Source organism: Pseudarthrobacter sp. AB1 (genome assembly GCF_014926485.1).
In the GTDB taxonomy this organism is placed as follows: Bacteria; Actinomycetota; Actinomycetes; order Actinomycetales; family Micrococcaceae; genus Arthrobacter.
In genome coordinates, this window is the sequence record NZ_PZKO01000074.1 from 16,409 (window position 1) to 32,622 (window position 16,214).

General features: G+C 63.8%; 17 protein-coding genes and 1 pseudogene. 8 read left to right on the plus strand and 10 right to left on the minus strand.

Annotation, left to right across the window (positions count from 1 at the left end; all coding sequences use genetic code 11):
• Positions 1-5 precede the first annotated feature (5 nt).
• The 3 genes from DAD99_RS20825 to DAD99_RS20835 all read right to left on the minus strand — a co-directional run bounded on the left by DAD99_RS20825 (position 6) and on the right by DAD99_RS20835 (position 1,615).
• Positions 6-257, minus strand: a complete 252-nt coding sequence (locus DAD99_RS20825; RefSeq protein WP_193343101.1) for a helix-turn-helix domain-containing protein — start codon at positions 255-257, stop codon at positions 6-8.
• A gap of 88 nt (positions 258-345) precedes the next feature.
• A complete protein-coding gene (locus DAD99_RS20830) occupies positions 346-489 on the minus strand; it encodes a hypothetical protein (protein WP_193343082.1) in 144 nt (47 codons plus the stop codon).
• Between the two features lie 193 nt (positions 490-682).
• A complete protein-coding gene (locus tag DAD99_RS20835; RefSeq protein WP_193343083.1) occupies positions 683-1,615 on the minus strand; it encodes an endonuclease NucS domain-containing protein in 933 nt (310 codons plus the stop codon).
• Between the two features lie 142 nt (positions 1,616-1,757).
• Here DAD99_RS20835 and DAD99_RS20840 point away from each other — a divergent pair, with 142 nt between their 5' ends.
• Complete coding sequence (locus tag DAD99_RS20840; RefSeq protein ID WP_193343084.1) at positions 1,758-2,378, plus strand: hypothetical protein; 621 nt, start codon at positions 1,758-1,760, stop codon at positions 2,376-2,378.
• Entirely contained in the window at positions 2,375-3,043 is a 669-nt protein-coding gene (locus DAD99_RS20845) for a helicase associated domain-containing protein (protein ID WP_193343085.1), read from the plus strand. The genes DAD99_RS20840 and DAD99_RS20845 overlap by 4 nt, the downstream gene beginning before the upstream one ends.
• Here DAD99_RS20845 and DAD99_RS20850 read toward each other — a convergent pair.
• The 3 genes and pseudogenes from DAD99_RS20850 to DAD99_RS20860 all read right to left on the minus strand — a co-directional run.
• Positions 3,031-3,429: pseudogene (locus DAD99_RS20850) on the minus strand (DUF6884 domain-containing protein); the annotation flags it as partial. The gene DAD99_RS20845 and the pseudogene DAD99_RS20850 sit on opposite strands and share 13 nt — an antisense overlap.
• A 250-nt stretch (positions 3,430-3,679) precedes the next feature.
• Complete coding sequence (locus DAD99_RS20855) at positions 3,680-4,465, minus strand: metallophosphoesterase (protein ID WP_193343086.1); 786 nt, start codon at positions 4,463-4,465, stop codon at positions 3,680-3,682.
• 728 nt (positions 4,466-5,193) lie between these two features.
• Positions 5,194-6,360, minus strand: coding sequence for a DUF7007 domain-containing protein (locus DAD99_RS20860; protein ID WP_193343087.1), 1,167 nt, complete (start codon positions 6,358-6,360; stop codon positions 5,194-5,196).
• A gap of 280 nt (positions 6,361-6,640) precedes the next feature.
• Here DAD99_RS20860 and DAD99_RS20865 point away from each other — a divergent pair, with 280 nt between their 5' ends.
• The 3 genes from DAD99_RS20865 (at position 6,641) to DAD99_RS20875 (ending at position 9,214) form a co-directional block, all read left to right on the plus strand.
• A complete protein-coding gene (locus tag DAD99_RS20865) occupies positions 6,641-7,564 on the plus strand; it encodes a DNA adenine methylase (protein ID WP_193343088.1) in 924 nt (307 codons plus the stop codon).
• A 173-nt stretch (positions 7,565-7,737) separates the two neighbouring features.
• On the plus strand, positions 7,738-8,490 hold the full coding sequence (locus DAD99_RS20870; protein ID WP_193343089.1) for a hypothetical protein: 753 nt from the start codon (positions 7,738-7,740) through the stop codon (positions 8,488-8,490).
• Positions 8,483-9,214 (plus strand): hypothetical protein, encoded by a 732-nt coding sequence (locus tag DAD99_RS20875; RefSeq protein WP_193343090.1) that lies wholly within the window; start codon positions 8,483-8,485, stop codon positions 9,212-9,214. Before DAD99_RS20870 ends, DAD99_RS20875 begins: the two co-directional genes overlap by 8 nt.
• 343 nt (positions 9,215-9,557) lie before the next feature.
• Here the strand turns inward: DAD99_RS20875 and DAD99_RS22380 are convergent, their stop codons facing one another.
• Positions 9,558-10,061, minus strand: a complete 504-nt coding sequence (locus DAD99_RS22380; protein WP_193343091.1) for an HNH endonuclease — start codon at positions 10,059-10,061, stop codon at positions 9,558-9,560.
• A gap of 174 nt (positions 10,062-10,235) precedes the next feature.
• On the opposite strand from DAD99_RS22380, the gene DAD99_RS20885 reads away from it, so the two are divergent.
• The 3 genes from DAD99_RS20885 (at position 10,236) to DAD99_RS20890 (ending at position 13,011) form a co-directional block, all read left to right on the plus strand.
• A protein-coding gene (locus DAD99_RS20885; protein ID WP_193343092.1) for an IS3 family transposase occupies positions 10,236-11,383 on the plus strand; the annotation gives its coding sequence in 2 pieces (ribosomal slippage) (positions 10,236-10,509 and positions 10,509-11,383; 1,149 coding nt in all).
• Between the two features lie 594 nt (positions 11,384-11,977).
• Complete coding sequence (locus DAD99_RS22225; RefSeq protein ID WP_309233453.1) at positions 11,978-12,370, plus strand: hypothetical protein; 393 nt, start codon at positions 11,978-11,980, stop codon at positions 12,368-12,370.
• Positions 12,301-13,011, plus strand: coding sequence for an NYN domain protein (locus DAD99_RS20890; RefSeq protein WP_309233454.1), 711 nt, complete (start codon positions 12,301-12,303; stop codon positions 13,009-13,011). The genes DAD99_RS22225 and DAD99_RS20890 overlap by 70 nt, the downstream gene beginning before the upstream one ends.
• 130 nt (positions 13,012-13,141) lie before the next feature.
• Here DAD99_RS20890 and DAD99_RS20895 read toward each other — a convergent pair whose 3' ends face one another.
• From DAD99_RS20895 to DAD99_RS20905, 3 genes are all read right to left on the minus strand, one after another.
• On the minus strand, positions 13,142-14,209 hold the full coding sequence (locus tag DAD99_RS20895) for a hypothetical protein (protein WP_227008354.1): 1,068 nt from the start codon (positions 14,207-14,209) through the stop codon (positions 13,142-13,144).
• Between the two features lie 220 nt (positions 14,210-14,429).
• Positions 14,430-15,164 carry an Ltp family lipoprotein gene (locus DAD99_RS20900; protein WP_193343095.1) on the minus strand — a complete coding sequence of 245 codons (735 nt, stop codon included), beginning with the start codon at positions 15,162-15,164 and terminating at the stop codon, positions 14,430-14,432.
• 605 nt (positions 15,165-15,769) lie between these two features.
• The coding region (locus DAD99_RS20905) for a transposase (RefSeq protein ID WP_193343096.1) at positions 15,770-16,214 on the minus strand (445 nt) is incomplete at its 5' end.

The window sequence follows — 16,214 nt, forward strand, 5'->3', positions numbered from 1 at the left end:
ACACGCTATTCCATGTGGGATTCCCGATCATCCTTGAGCTCGCCGGCGGTGATGCGCTCGGCGGTGCGCCGATAGGCCTCGGCGATGTAGTCCTCAAGGTCGTGGGCGCCGATGCGCCAGACGCCGCGCCCGCCGACCTGGATTCCGCGAAGCTCCCCTGTCCTGAGCAGGGCCCGGATCTGGTTCTGGTTCACGTTCAGCTCTTCGGCCGCCTGTGCAATGGTCAGGAAACGCAGCTTGTTGGGTTCGTCGGTCACCGGACCATCATAAGGACGGATCAGACGTTTCAGTGGATGACGGCGGCACCAACGACCGGCATGCCGGCGGACAGGAGGCGGGCCGGCGTCAGAGTGTCCGGATGACGATGAGTTTGTGCCCCTCAGGGACCAGTGCCTCGAGAGCTGCCTTGGCTTCCTCGTAGGTTGCGCCTTGGGCGGTGACGCGGGTGTGTCCGCCGTCTGCATCTTCTATCGTGCCCGTTATCTCCACCCGAATACTGTAGCCTCCCCGCCCCCAACTGCGGCCCTGCAGTGGCACCTCGAAGGGTAGCCCTACACCGTCGAGTTAGGTAGTCACTACCCGTGTGCGTGGCCTTGCCCGGCCATAGGCTGGATAGCGGGGGTCGGCGGTGAGTGGTGCGGACTGAGACCGTGCGCACTGCCCCCAGCCATCGCCGACCCCTCTAATCTGCCGCCTCCAGATGGAATTCGACCCGGTACTTCATGAACCGGATGTTCCGCGCCATCGAGAGGGCCCGGCGGATCCGCAGATCATCCTCCTGGGCGATGATGACCCCTTCGACACTCTGACCGGGTTCGAGCAGGGCGTCCTGGACAAATCCCATGTAGCGCTGGATCTGGCCGACCACAGAGTCGCTGGCACGCCCGCGCTTCAGCTCAACTACGAGCAGCCGGGTCTTGTCTTTGCTGATGGCCAGGATGTCCATGGGCCCGGTGTCGGTCGGGTACTGCTGGCCGACCGGCTGTCCGTCTTCTGTGTAGATGTCGTACTCCTGGCCGAGAGCGGTGCTGCGCCAGTTGTGGACCAGGAAGTCCTCGAGTTGCTTCTCCATCTGGAAGGCCAGCTGGTCCTCGACGTGTGAGGAGATCGCCTGGACAATGGGCCGGGCCGGGTCGGTCAGGTGGGTGAGGGTGGAGAGCTCCGAGGCGTGGGCGGTCAGCTGAAAGACGGTCATCAGTGACCCGGCCGAGGACGCCAGGGTGGTGCTCATATCGTCCCGACTGAACGAACCCCTCCAGTCGACCCGGCGCCGGTGCGGCAGGTTCTTGCCGGGGTGGTATTCGTAGCCGCCGGTCACGACCCCGTACTGGTAGGTCCGGTCCGGCTTCGGGGCCAGCACGAGGTCGCCCTCGGTGATTCCTTCGCAGGCCCACCAGAGGTTACCGGCGGCGAGACCGGCAGCGACTTTGGTCTTGTCCGGTTCCTGCCCGAGGAACACCTGGATCGCGGCGGAGCGGAACGCCTCCGACCCTTTGCCCAGATGCGGGCTGAGGTCGTAGTCACCGATGAAGTCCACGCCCATGTACCCGGCTTCGATCATTTCTTCGGCGTTCCGGCCACGCGTGCCCTGCCGGACCACCCATGCTGTCGTCATTGCTCTCCCCGTTCTGCTGGCCCTGATCAGGGCTCGTCGTTCGTAACCTGAACCTATCTCAGAGTGCCGTGCGACCGCGACATCCCCTAATCTGTAGTCAGCGGGCGCAACTGGAGCCTTGCGACCAACGCCAGGGGGACGAATGGGCCAGGAGCAGGTAGACATAAGGTTCAGGGCAGCGTGGGACGTTTTCGCTCAGACCTGCGGCCATTTCTGGGCACCCGAGCCTTCGTACCAGGCGTGGTTCGCCCATTATCTGATCAGTCAATTCGGAATTGACCGGGTGGCCCGAGAGCCCCTCATCCACATCAAGAACTTCACGGAGTCACCTCTGAAGTCGAAAGTTGGGGGCGGTGAGGTGCGGCCCGACGTCGTGGTCACCAGGGAGCCGGGCATCATGATGCCCCACTATGCGAACCAGCTCGGCAAGGCCTCCGACCGTTCCGGCCTTGGACTTCTGAAGACCCTCACGGTCGTCAGCGAGTTCAAAATCGGCGCCTCTGCACAGAAGGGTTTGAAGATGTCGGAGCTGATCCGGGACACGGACAAACTGCAGCTGCTCCTGAATGAGTTCGAGGTCCAACACCCCGGCGTCGAACCGCCTCGGGCGTATGCCTGCGTATTGGACAACCACGGCCGCCAAAAGTTTGACCCGAATGTCCTGCGAGAGTACTGCGGCAACGAGACGCCAGGAGTAGTGCCTTTGATTGTCTCAACGGAGGCCCGGCCGCTAATTAGTGCGGACAGACTAATCACACGATGACGCAGGCGAAACGCGCTGCCCCGCACACGGAGTGGGTGGACATGTACCGGCGGGGCGTTCCGACCTCGAAGATCGCCGCTCTGGAAGGCATGGCGGTCACCACCATTCGATACCACCTTCAGATCGCTGCGCGGACGGATCCGGGTATCCGTGTCGAGCACACGGCAGCGCTGACTTCAGCGAAGCCAAGAACGCCAGTGGCAGGACTGCGGAACCTGAACGATGTCATTGCCTTTTTCCAGGCTAAAGGCCGGCTCCCCGCGACCGGTGGGAAGACACCCCGGGAACGGGCCCTCGGGGTCTGGCTGCTGCGCCGCCGTCAGGAAGCAGCCGCCGGGACCCTCTCCTCCGCTTACCGTGACGGGCTGGGAGCAATCCCCGGCTGGGACAGCACCTCGACCCGGAAGGCTGACGACCAGGCACGGTGGCAGCAGCGACTGGAGGAGCTTCAGAAACTCAGGGCCTCCGGTGGCGACTGGCCCAGACACCAGAAGACGGACGACACCCACGAACGCACCCAGGGTGTCTGGCTGCACGGGCAGCGGATCGACTACCGCGCCGGCAGGCTGGACCCGGACAAAGAGAAGACACTGAACGAGCTCCTGCCCGGATGGCGGGAAGGCCGTGGGCATAGGGGCGGCCGTAGGGAAGGTCAAGCCCGCTGATAGGCTGCCAGCTCCGTGGTAAGCCATCCGAGCTGCTGGCCAATGCCCAGACCCCTCATGGGCACTTCGTAGGGCCAGGGGATGTCCTGGAGAATGGTCCGGTACTGCTTGCCGGCCAGAGCGATCAGCGTGACGTTCCCGATCGTGTTCAGTTCGTGCGCAAGCTGCTCCCGGACCCTTCCCTCCCACTCCTGATTGGCGGAGGCCGCGAGGCTTCCGTTGAGCCGCTGGTCGTAGGGCTCCAGGACCGTGTCGGGGTGAACCAGCCCGTGCTTGGCGGACAGGATGTACCAGCGGTCACAGGTCTTCTCGGCGTAGGCGGACGCTTTAGTGAACAGCTGGGAGACGTACAACTCACGGGCCGGCGCCGGCCGCTGCAGCTTCTGTGAGGCGCAGCTGGGCGCCCGAGGCCCTCGCGGACGGCGTCACCCCTGGGGGCCAGACCCATCGACGTGTCAGGCATGACGGCGAGGGGCCGGACCTTGAGGCCATCCGCGCATTCGCGCAGGGAACGTCCACGTAAGGGGATACAAGGCGGGTGCTGAACCGGCATCCTTCCGCTGCCGAACAGGTCCGCGAACGGGCACCCCCTGAAGCGACGCCCGCGCAGCCACCTGACCGCGGCTGATAAAAGGGTCATGGGTTGCCGCGGATAAACAATGGCTCGACTCGCAGCGGCGTGCTGCCAGGCCAGACGAGCACCCCGTTCCCTTCCCGGCTGTTCTCCATGTCGAGCACGTCGACCCGCGTTACGCGTCCGTCCGGGTGTTCCAAGTCGTGGGTCTCCCTTTGGTGCCAGTGGCCACAAAAAAGCAGAGGGGGCTTGAGTTGGTCCGCTACTTCACGCAGCAGAATCCTCGTGCGATCGGCCCCAGCAACAACGTCCGCGGGGAGGTCGAGCCCGCTGCGTACCGGTACGCCCGCCGGGGCGTCATGGGTTATCAGGATGTCCACGGGGCCGTCGGCGACCAACCGCTCGGCCTGTTCGACTGTGGGCTCTTCGTCAGGCCACCAGTCTTTCCCCTCGGTGCGCCAGGCCTGGTCCACAGAGTACGCACCGCCCAGGCCACCGATCCGAAGTCCGGAAATGACGGTGCGACCGCCCTTGGGCAACACTTTGATGTTGCTGCGCCAGGTGATGAGCCCATCCTCCTCAACATCGAGCTGGCCGATCCGACTGAGATTATCGTGATTGCCGGGAGAGACCACCATCATGATCCCGTGTTCGGCCAGGGCCCGGTTCAGCTTTTGTTCGTAGCGGCCGCGCCTGGCGCCCGGCCAGTCAAGGCCGAAGTCTCCGACGTGTATGAGCGTCGTGACATTTTCACGCGCCGCTGAGCGGATCGCAGTGACCGCCCATTGCTGGTTCCCATGCCAGTCACCGACCACCCCAAGTAACCCTGAACCGGAAGTTTCGCTCACGCTTCGGACCCCGCCAGTTCTACCATCCGGACCACCGGTGATGTCATCCGCTCAGTGGTGATATGACCCTCCGTAACCTGAAAAAATAGCCTGACCGGTTCCCCGACCCTGCAGTGTTCGACCATGAGCAGCTCGAGGGTCGCTCCGTTCCGCCGGAGAGGCGAGGCATCGACGTCCAAGAAGTCAGCGACCAGTGGCGTAGCCGCCAACTGCCGGCGCACTAACCTGGCGTTCATATCCAGCTTGAACTGGCTGCTTGTCGTGGCCGAGACCAGGAAAAGTCCCTTTTCGTCATTTCGCACCACTTGCCTCATGTGTGTCCAGTGTAGCGACGGCCGTGAATTCCAGACCTTCATTGGGGGTATAGAGATTCCAGATGCCGCACACATCCTTGATGGGAAGGCGTCCGTCTCGCACACGCGCCGTCTTTCAAGCAGTCCCCGCTTCTGTCCGGCACGCCCAGGTGTGTGCGTGGGTAGAGAAAGAGTGCCACCTGCGGGATCGGGGACTGCGCACGGAGCGCTTGTATGGAGCGGTGTCCGGCCAGCACCAGGGACAAAACCTGGGCTGACCGAAAAGCGACACTGCCGACGGCAATACACCGGGCACAGCTGCCTGGAGATACCGGTTCGAATCCGGTGCGTCCTTCAATTCGCGGGTCTAAGGACAAGGGCATCAGCCCCGGAGCATCGAACTTGCTCCGGGGCTGACGTCGTCTCTGGGCCAGGCTATTTGGCTGCTTTCTGCTCCCTGGCCCGGATCTGCTCCGCTTCAGCTGCGAGCTTCTCGTACGCGGCCTTGGCTTTCTTGCGATCGTTCCAGTCGGCGTTCTGCCACCGGTCGAAGGCACGGTCTGCTTTCTGTCCGGCCCGCTGGGCTTCGGTGCGCTTGTCCGGTGCTTCAACCGCGTCCCAGAGCGCCTTCGAGACGGGGAAACTGTAGCCGCTGCTGTCTTCGAGGTTCTTGTAGGAAGACAGATGGTATTCGGTCTTCCCGTTGGCTGTGAACGCGGTCTTGCCGGTGATGCCTTCGTTTTCGATGATCTCGCGCATCGTGCGGGACCGCCCGTCCTCGGACCGCCAGTGCCTGCACAGTTCGTTGTCGGCGCGGCTTCGCTGCAGGTCAGTCAGCCCGGACGTGTCCATGCCATGGAAGCGGGGTGCCGGGGTCTTCGGCTTCGCCGGCTCCGGGGGCAGCTCGCGGTGCCGGGCCGGGTCAACGATGAACGTCCCCTGGGCGCCCGGCTCTTTGTTCTCGGTACGGGTGCTGTATTCGTCCCGGGGCACCACGAACCGCTTCTCTTCACCGTGGCGGGTGGCGAATACCGCCACGGTGCCGTCGTTGAGGTTGCTTGCTGACCGGCACACCCACTCATCAGCGTGGGCGGCGAGCCAGGTTTCACGGTCGCGGACACTGGACTGGCCGGGCAGGACCGTCTCGCCGGTGGCCTTCTCGTACCCGTCCGGAAACCAGCCGCGGACACTGGACTGGCAGTAGTCCTTCCATTCATCGAGCTCCCAGTCGTGGGTGTGCCCGGTGGCCGCGCGCGGCCGGGTTTCCTCCGGGAAGTACATGCCGGCGATCTGAAATTCACAGTCCTCCTCGTACCAGCCCGAACTGCGGCGGAGTGCGGGCGGGACCTCACGGTTGCGCTCCTGGGACAGCTTGATGCCACCGTGCCCCGCGCAGGTCACGACGGCGATTCCTGGCGCGTAGTGGCGAACTTCCTGCGCCTGGCCCCACGGTGTTCGGGAGCCCTCCTGAAGGTTCAACTGGCCCCAGTTTTTGGCAGGATGGGCGCTGAGCGTAATGGTTGCTTCGTTGTGCTGCTCGGCGGCGAACTGGCCGCCGGTCGGGATGCCGCGCTGGACACGGTTGCGGCTAAAGGTATTCATGGCAGGGTCCTTCGATCGGTATGGCTGCTGCCCCTGATGTGTGCGGCCATCGCGGACGATGAGCAGCCAGGGGAGGGCAGGGCCAGCCCGGATAGCGCTTGGTTTCTGCGAGGTGCCGGCCTGTGTGGTGTGGGTACCGGCGCCGCAGCGACCAGGAAAGGCCAGCCAAGCTGAACCGAGGCAGGATCGGGGACATGGTCCTCGATCCCGTTCCCGTCACGGCACTGACTGCGGAGGAGGGCCGGGGAGAAGATCGGGCGCATCCGCACACATCTAGCCCATGACTGCCTCCCAGACCCCATCGAGCACCCGCTATGCCTCCCCGCTCCGGTACCCGGGAGGCAAGGCCCGTATGGCGCCCTGGCTGACCGACACCTTTGAGGCTCTGCGGTGGCCCATGGACGTCGAGATCTGGTTGGAACCGTTCGGCGGGGGCGCCGGCGCAGCCCTCACGGCCTTGGCCGCCGGCAAAGTCCCTGAAGCGTGGATCGTCGAAGCCAACCCTGCCCTGGCCGCGTTCTGGACCACCGTGATGAACGACGGGCCGGCCCTGGCCGCCAGGGTGGAAGGGATTGTCCCCACCTTGGAGTTGTTCCAGGAGTCCAGGCAGAAAGTCGCGGCTTCGCTGAGCGGCGACCACGTCGATGTATTTGAGCTTGGCCTGGCCGCCTTCATCCTGAACCGTTGCTCCCGCTCCGGCATGATCATTTCGAATGTTGGGCCCATAGGCGGCAAGGCGCAATCGGGACGGGACACTATTGGTGCCCGCTTCAATGCCCCGGCCCTGGCGGATCGGATACGCGCCGTCCACGCTTTGGGAGACCGGTTCAAGGTATTCGCCGGAGACGGCATCAGCTTCCTGGAAGACCTTCCGAGCTCAGGAGTCCAGGATGAGGTCTTTTGCTTCGTCGATCCTCCCTATATCGGGGTCGGCAACGACCTGTATGCCATCGGAATGGATGATGACCTGCATGAGCGCCTGGCCCGTGCGCTGAACCGGCTGAAAGCCCCGTGGCTGCTCACCTACGATGCCCACCCCCAGATCCCCTTGTTGTACCCAGGCTCAGAAGTCGTTGAATTCGACATCCCGCACACGGCCGGAAGCTCCCGCGTCGGAACCGAATACCTGGTGCTGGGCCCCGGCATGAGACTGCCGGAAGCCAACCCGCTAGGTAAAGGCAATGTGCAACTGCTGGCCGCATAGCCTCGGTCCGCTCGAGACCTACCGTTCTGGCTCTACTTGCCTGGGGTGTAAGACCAGACACGGGACGTCCTTGCGGGACAGTCCGCAACTCTCTGACCAGCACAAACACAAAGCCGCCCGGCTCAGATAAGCTAGGCCATAGCCGGTATTCCCGGCGCATCATTGGGGGAACAATGCGCATCAAATTTGGGGCCGGACTCTGCCTCGCCATCCTGTCAGGACCGCTGCTGCTCAGCACACCCGCCCACGCCAAAGAAGTCTGCCAAACAGCACCCAACGGGGCCCCATACTGCTATGACGACGGCACCGGTCCGGGTGGCGGCGGCGGCACTGGCACCGGCGGCGGAGACGTCAGCGGGGGTGGAGGAAGTGGTGCACCCGGTGCAGTCCCACCGCCGCCGCCACCGCCTCCTCCAGCTGTCAACCCTCCCGTTGCTGTTCCGGTCCCGGCTCCAGCTGCTCCAGCCCCAGCCCCAGCCCCGGCTGCCGGACAGGGCACCGTCGAGGTCAGCATCGTGCCGAAGTTCCAGTCACCGCAGGGCCCGGCCCAGGCTGTGCCCGTGCCAGGCCAGAACGGCGCCCAGGCTCCCGCACCGGCAGCTCCGGGGGCCCAGGCAGGAACAACGGACCCGGAAGCCGCCGCGGAGGCGGGCACCCCGGCTGATGCGTCGGCCGCGGAGCAGGCGGTGCAGGAGGTTGCAGCCAGCGAATCGGCTACGGCCAGTGCGTCCGCGACGGCCTCCGAAACGGCTGCCCTGCTGGTGATCGAGGCGGACACCGCATCGGCGTCCGCTGAGGCACCGACCGGAGTTATCCTCGGAGCCGTCATCGCAGGGCTCCTGCTCGCCGGGCTTGCCGCGGCCGGGTACGCGTTCATCCTTCGCCCCCGGCAGCTGGTCCGGCGAATCGGTGGACACCGTGGCTAATAGGACAACTGCCTCAGTTCTGACTGCGGCCGTCGTGCTGGCAGCGTCCCTGTGGTCCGCAAGTCCCGCATTGGCGTGCGACCGGGGATACACCGGCACGACCATCAACGGAGTGGCAATCTGCGTCCCCAACAGCGACGGTGGTGTCGCCGGCGGTGGAAGTGCTGTCGTTGTTGGGGGAGGCGGCAGCACTGTGCCGGGTCAGGCAGGGCAGATCGTCGGCGGCGGCATGGGACCAGCGCCGGTGCCGCTCCCGCAGGCCCCGGCAGCGGCATACGTTCCAGCTGCCCCGGCGCCAGCGGCGCCAGCCCCGGCGGCCATTCCGGCTGCCCCGGTCCAGAACCAGTTCATCAAGCAGAAGACCTCCCCGCAGAACGGCACGATGCCGCAGAGCGGGACTGGCACTGTTGACGCCGGCATTGCCCCGGCCACTCGAGAACAGGCAGTAGTCCCTGAAGCCTCGTCGGCAGAGGTTCCGTCAGAGACTCCTACCCTTGTGGCCGAGGCTGCAGCGCCTTCCACGTCTCCGGCTGCTGATCCCGAAGTTGTGGCCGGCGCTAAAGCGTCCACCGAGGCAGTGAACGGCGTCCAGACCTCCGATGCTGAGACTACCTTTGCAGGGTTCATCGCAGGGGCACTGGGGGTTTTGGTAGTCGCGGCGGGCGTCCTGTACTGGCGGAAGGGCCGGACAGGGATCCGGCGCGCAGGCCCGGGCAGACTGTAGCCGGAGAGGCAGCCGTCCCGGCCCGCACACATGGGCTCCATGGACAAGGCACAACTCTCTGACCGTCAGGGCCCGGACCTGTTCGGAGTCTCTCTATGAGCCTTCGCTACGCTTCCCCGTTGCGTTACCCTGGCGGCAAGGCCCGGATGGCGCCGTGGCTCACCGATACCTTCGATTCACTGCAGTGGCCCATGGACGTAGAGATCTGGATGGAGCCCGGGCGGACCGTAAGGGTACCCGGCAGGCCCTGGGGCGGCATGAGTAGGGCTGTTTGGAGAACGTGCTCTGTTTACTCGTGCCCGGGTGAGCCTCTCAGCAAAGGTACATGTCAGGATACTTCCGATCATGGAGCATTCCAGGTTGCTTGAAGTGGCCTTGGTGGTTTCGCGAGTAGCGAATGGCCCGGATCAACGGCGGTTAAGGCTTTTTCCAAGTCTGCTATTCGTCTCAGATACGCCTGACGTTCAAGCATTTCTATTGTGTTTTCCAAATGAGAGACTGCAACGAGGTGGCGAGGGTTGATGCACAAACGAACACCGCATTTATGGTGGACACTTAGCCAGCCGAGCTCCTCGGTAAAGGATCGTGCTGCCTCCCAAGAGACCCGGTGGGCGAGCCTATTAGTCTTCCCCCGCCCAATGAACCCGTAGCCAGACCGCTTCGCGCCATTCCAGATCCAGCAACCATCAGGCGCTTCATTCTCGATGTCACATCGGCTCTTCAGAATGTCCAAGACGGCAGGGCCATCACACTGAATGATGGACTGGCGCAGGGAACCAAGACGGCCATACCAACCAGCCTTACCCGAGCGTGAATAGTGGGCGTAGAAGTCATCTGCTGTCGTCATAGCAACATGGTAAGAAGGCCCACTGACAATCCCGGCCCAAGAACAGCCACGAGGCGGTGTGACGCTGGGTAGGTCATTTGCCGCGACCCCCTGGTGGTTGGGTCCCCAGATAGAAGTCCAGTATCTGTGTGAGTTTCGTGTCCGAGAATGGACACAGGAGGAAATTCACGAATCATGGCACGCAGACATACCCCCGATCAGGTCATCGCCAAAGTCCGGCAGGGCCAGAAAATGCTCAATGACGGGCGCCCGATGGTCGAGGTCATCAAGGAGCTCCAGGTCACCGAGGCGACCTGGTACCGGTGGCTGAACCAGTACGGGTCCGAGAGGAACGCCGAGGCGTCCAAGCGGACCAGGGAGCTGGAGAAGGAGAACGCCCGGCTCAAGCGCCTCCTGGCGGAGAAGGAACTGGCCATCGACATCCTCAATGAGGTGGCCAAGGGAAAATTCTGAGCCCCGAACCCCGCCGCCGTGCCGTGCGCATGGCGGTGGAGAAGTTCGGGGCATCCGAGCGTTTCGCGTGCGCGCTTCTGGGCCAGAACCGGTCCGCGTTCCGCAAGAAGAAACCCGACATGGGCTTCGAGGAAGCCCAGCTCCGGGCAGCCTTGCGCGCCGTCGCCGGGAAGCACCCCGCGTGGGGCTGGCGGAAGGCCCGCTGGCACCTGCTGGACCAGCCCGAGTGGGACGGCGTGGCGCTGAACAGGAAGCGGGTGCGACGGCTCTGGCGCGACGAAGGGCTGACCTGTAAACCCAGGGCGCGGAAGAAGCGCCGCACCGGGCCCGGCGCCGGGGAGCAGAAACGGCTCACGGCCGAGTACCCGATGCACGTGGTCAGCTTCGACTTCCAGTCCGACGTGACCTCCTGCGGCCGGCACATCCGGTTCTTCAACGTCATCGACGAATACACCCGCACCGCGCTGGCCATCATCCCGCGGCGGTCATTCAAAGCCACCGACGTCGTCGCGGTACTGGAGAACATCATCGCCGAAACCGGCACCGCCCCGACCTACGTCCGGTGCGACAACGGGCCCGAATTCACCGCCGCCGCACTGGTCGACTGGTGCAACACCGCCGGGGTCGACACCGCATTCATCGACCCGGGATCACCCTGGCAGAACGGCTTCATCGAATCCTTCAACGCCCAATTCAGAAGGGAACAACTCTCCGGAGAAATCATGGACACCATGGCCGAAGCGAAGTATTTGGCCGACGAATGGAAAGCTATCTACAATCATGAACGGCCCCACGGATCCCTGGACGGCATGACGCCGAAACGCTACTGGGAAACGTGGACCGAAAAAACCACATTAGCTATCGCATAGACGCTGGACTGCTAACGGGGGCCCAACCACTGGAACACGTGCAGCGACGCGGCGGCTAATAATCTCAGTACTGACCATAGGTCGCAAGGGTGCTTGTTTCCTAGCCAGTTGTGAGAACTGCGACCCCCTGCATAGAAGGGCCGGCCGACCAGTCACTGCTCCGCTGCGCCGTTGTCCGACCATGGCCGACCACTAGGTAGGTAAATAATGAACCCAAATTCCTTTAGATTGCAGGGTTTTGTAGCCGTGTTGAGTCGAGGACCTACCAAACCGACCGGGTAACAACATCTTTAGAGGAGACTGTGCCAATGATGTGATTGGCGCACAGAAGAACACACACTAGATATTGATATTATTCTTAACCCTTTTAAGGTAGGTGAGGTAGGTAAGTAGGAGCGGAGGGGCTTAGTTCCCTTTATTGGCGCGGTTTTTGCACCTGTTTCGTTACCTACCGCCCAGTCGGCCGGAGGTCGGCCAGGGTCGGCCCAACAGCCTGCGTGCACTGCGGCCAGACGGCTTCCTGCTGATCGTGGCCTCGATCCGTGCGGGGCGGGGTGTTGCCCCTTGAACGTCATTACGGGGCTGGACGGGCAAGTGCTCAATCTTCTTCTCGCCGCGTTGGTCGACGCCGCAGGCTCTCACCAGGACTCGGCCATTCTGGACGACGACGCCGAGGCGCTGACTTTCTCGCAGGCCGTCCCGCTGGGAGAGCTTCTCGTCGACCAGCTCGAGGATCTGCCCAGGCCTCACTTCGAGGCTGTTCCGCGGTGGTCCAGAAGGGTCGTCCAGGGACCGGTCCACCCACAGGAATGCGGTGGTCTGCGAGTGGTCCGGATTTCCCCCGAAGTGGTCCACATTCTCTGGTCCACCACGTTCCGGGACCAGCCGGGCCAGCGCACGCTTTTGACCAGAAGGGCGTGGACCTCAAGCTCGGCCTGGACCTGGTCGGTGTGGCCCGTAACCGGGCAGCCTCGGTGGCGTTCCTGATGTCCGGGGATGATGACTTGGCCGAGGCCGTTGAGGAAGCCCAGGACCTGGGCATGAAGGTTGTCCTGGTCGGTCTGGACAATCCCAACCACCGGCTCGGGGTCACCTCGGTGGCCGAGCACCTGGCGCTGCGGGTGGACAGCATCATCACGCTCCCGACAGCGCTCATCGAGGAGTGCTTCTCGAAGGTCATCGCCGATGCACCCAGGCCCGTCCCGCCCGTGACAGCAGCGCCGCAAACGATTCCCCGGCTGCCTGCCCCGGGACCACGTCCCTCCGACCTTGCGGCCCGCCCCGGACCGGCCCGCCCCCACGCCCAGCCGCTGCCCCGCATGCACCGGTCTGAAGCCCATGTGGTCTATAGCTCCGGCGGCTCCGGCCCGTCCACCGTCACCCCGGAGGACAGCCCCCTGGACGTCGCCTACGACGTCGGTGAGAGCGTGGCCACCAGCTGGTACGGAACCGTCACCCAGCGAGAGCTGAACGAGCTCCTGGCGGACCGGCCCGTCCTGCCTGTTGAGGTCGATCGGGTGCTGCTGAAGGACTGCGCGCAGCGGATCGGCGAATACAAGACCGACATCCAAGGTGTGCGCCGCGCCCTGCGGGAAGCGTTCTGGACCAAGCTCGACCAACTCATCTGAGGCGAACTGCACCCGAAGGAGCCTTCCTGATCAGTCGGGCCGGCTCCTTCCATGCTCAAACTTTCAGATGGCAGCCGTGGCGGCCTTCACCCCCGGGTGCATCCCTGCCGGCCGCTCCATCTGGACATCATCACTTGAGTGTCGCAGACCAGTCACCGTCCGCCGTGATTTGGTAGAGCCCAGGGGCCCAGACCACTGTGCCCGTGTAGGCGCCGATCTCATTGACGAGAAGATTGGTCCGGGTGGTGCCGAAGTTCTTCACCGCGATGTTCGAGGAGCCGTTGTGCGCAAACGTCGCCGGCTTGGCCGTGCCCTTGTAGAAGAAGACATCATCTCCGTGCCCGGTCATCGGGGCGGCCCCGTCGAAGGACTTCACCCCGGTCAGCGGCTTGAGCGTGACAGTCCAGGCGCCGCCGGCGGTGATTTCCAAAGCTGTCGACTCATCGCGCGACTGGCCATCAAGAATGACGGTGCCGCTGTAGGGGCCGATCTCGTTCACGAGCAGATCAGTTGACTGAAGTGCGCTGTCCAGAGATTTGACGGCGAAGTTGCTGCCGCCGGTGTGGTTGATGACGAGGATGGCCGGGCCCTTGGCGTGCTTGGTGATCGTCAGGACGTCATCGCCGAACCCTGAGTAGTCCCTCGGTGCCGCCGCTGCCGCGTCGGCTGCAGCCTTCGCATCGGCAGCAGCCTTTGCCGCAGATTCATTGGCACTCTTTTTGGCTGCCAGATCAGCGAGCCGCTTCGCCTCCGCAGCGGCTGCGGACTTCTCCTTGTTGTAGTCGCCGGCCTGGTCCGGGCACAAGTCGATGATCTTGTTCCCGGCCTCCTTGAAGTCCGCGGCCACGAATTCGTGTTTTCCATCTGCCGCGGCGAGGTCATTGAGCGGCTTCGCCATGGCCTCCACATGCGACTTGATCTCCGGGCCAGCCGTGCCGGCCACGTACTCCAGATCGGTTGCCAGGATCTTGGCTTTGGTCTGGTCGGACTTGGTGACCTCATCCGGAAGGTTGGTCAGGAAGGTAGCGGCCGCGAACATAGGCCCCTCGTCACCTTTGTTAAAGAGCTGTTCACAGCTGGTGTCGACGGAGAATGTGGATGCTGTGGCAGAGACTGAAGAGGTTCCGCCGCTGGAGCCTCCGCACGCAGTCAAAGCCAGAACGGCCGCCAGAGCGACGGCCGGAGCGATCTTGTTCAATTTTCCCCCAAGTGATTGATGGTGCAAGTATCCGAATCCTACGACGAACGCGGCCCTCGGAGTCCGGGGGCCGCGTCACAATCCAGGGGCAAGGATCAGCGCTGGATCTCGATGTCGTTGCTGTTCCTGCCGCCAAGCGCTGAACGCCTACAGCGCAGCTTTAGGCAAAGGATCCGCACCAGCACTGGTGCGGATCCTTTGCTTTACTGCTGTCCTGCTACTACTTCAGCCCCACCTGGTCGGCGGCGTAGCCGGCCTGCGCCTCGTTGAACTGGTTGCCCGCCGCGCTGGTTAGCTGGCCGATAAGGCTCTGGCGTGAGAAGCCCATCCCTGAGGACATGTAGCCCTTCGCCGCCTTGACGGCCTCCGCGTTCCAGTCCGCGCCCGAATTGGCGACGGCGTCCGCGGCCTGCGCCTCGGTGAACTGGTTGCCCGCAACGGCGGTGAGCTGCTTGGTAAGTGAAGCCTGCGAGAAGCCCATACCTGAGGTCAGATAGCCTTTCGCCGCCTTGAGGGCCTGCCCGTTCCAGTCTGCGCCGGCATTATCTACGGCCCACTGCGCGTCGGCCTCCGCGAATCCGTTGCCGGCGCTGGAGGTGAGCTGCTTGGTAAGGGAAGCCTGAGAGAAGCCGATGCCTGAAATCAGGTAGCCCTTTGCTGCGGCCAGGGCCTGAAGTTGGGCAGCGGTGCCGCTCGGCGCTGCGGGCGAGCTCGCCGAGGTCCCCGGAGCGCTCGTCGCTGAGGTGTCCTTTTTGCCTGAGTTGGAAGCAATCGTAATGATAACCACGATCAGAATAATCAGGGGGAGAAGGAATCGCTTCTTTTTGAACCAAGGACGTGATGCCTTGCGGTATGCCTTGTCGGCTGCGGCCTGGGCCCTGGCATTGCCCTTATTGGCTGCTGCTTGAGCTTTGGCGTTGCGCTTAACGTCGGTTGGTGTGTTGCTCTCGGTCATTTACGGATCCTGTCCAGAGTTGCTCTAGGTTTACGAGCTGAAGTTTCTGTCTCTAGGCAATGACGCCAGGGCTATCCCCAGATCAGTCCGAATGACACAAGTCCCCCAACTACGATGTGATCGTAATGTCGGTTTGGATAATCCCATAAATAAGACGCGTCATTATTCGTGTCGGATGGGCTCCACCCTTCGGCGGGCCACCCAGATGACTCACGTCCGCAGCGGCTAACGGTCCCGCTGTCCCGGCGGTCAGCCGGCAGGTCCGAGAGGGCCTGGCGGAGGCTTTCGGTGGCGGTGACCCGGTCCACGTCAGCTTCCCGTTGGCGAAGTAGCCGCCATAGGACTCGCGCAGCAGGTCGGGTACTTGGACGCGGCAACCGCGGCCCGCACCGGCACCTGGGTAAGGGCGTAGAGCTAGGACCGTGCTGATTTAGGCGGATCTGTGACGTCCGGGTTTTCCGGAGGGCCATTTTTTGTGCCGGAGCCGGACGTCGGTTGGGGCGCTGCGGGGTTGAAATCCTGGTCCGTTGCCTGTCTTGGGCGCTCCGCGGGGTCTCTGGCCGCCGTTCAGGCCGGTCTCTGCGTGGCGGTCCTGGCCTGTGGTGTTATCCAAGTGCCCAGGCCCCCTCCTGGTTGGTGAGTCCGAGGTTGAGGAGTCGTTTGAGGTTGATTGCGGCGGCACGGGTCATCCACCAGGCATTATTCTTGGTGACCCCGAGGTAAGGGACGCGTCTGGCTCCGCGGGTCATCCACGCGATCGAGCGTTCGACCATCGGCCGGTGTTGCCGGTAGTCCGCCAGGAACTCCGGGTCAGTAGCCTTGGCCCGGTGTTCACGGCGGAGCCGGTCGTGCGGGTGGATCAGCATCTTCCGCCCGTTCTTCGCCATCGTGCACCGGCTCATCAGCGGGCAGGACGGGCAGGCACTGCCGAAACTTGCCCGTCCTTTGACGCTGATCGGGCGGGTGATCTTCGCCGGGCAGGTCACGGTGTTCGCGCTCTCGTCGATGCTGAAGTCATCGACCGTGAACCCGTCGGGGACGGCACGGCCC